Annotated in this window: 1 pseudogene; it reads left to right on the top strand. The window is 67.2% G+C overall.

What is annotated here, in order from left to right:
* Positions 1 to 454: pseudogene (locus PUR53_RS33650) on the top strand (hypothetical protein); the annotation flags it as partial.

Here is a 454-nt window from a genome sequence, read left to right on the forward strand (position 1 = left end):
CGCCGCCCACCTCCCCGACCTCGCCGGCTCCCTGAACAACCTCTCCAACCAGCAGAGCGATACCGGGGACTGGCAGGCGGCGCTCGGCTCGATCACCGAAGCCGTCGACCACTACCGCACCCTCACCCAGGCCAACCCCGCCGTCCACCTCCCCGACCTCGCCTTGTCCCTGAACAACCTCTCCGGCTGTCAGAGCGAGAACGGGGACCGGCAGGCAGCACTCGCCTCCATCACCGAAGCCGTCGACCTGTTCCGCACACTCACCCAAGACAACCCCGCCGACCACCTCCCCAACCTCGCCATGTCCCTGAACAACCTCTCCAACCAGCAGAGCGATACCGTAGACTGCAACGCCGCGCTCGTCTACTACACCGAGGCCGTCGAAATCGGCCGAGCCCTCTCCCGGGCCATCCCGGCCGCCCACCTCTACTACAACGCCGGCTCCCTGTCCAAC

The sequence above is a fragment of the Streptomyces sp. SP18BB07 genome, from assembly GCF_036322545.1.
In the GTDB taxonomy this organism is placed as follows: Bacteria; Actinomycetota; Actinomycetes; order Streptomycetales; family Streptomycetaceae; genus Streptomyces; species Streptomyces deccanensis.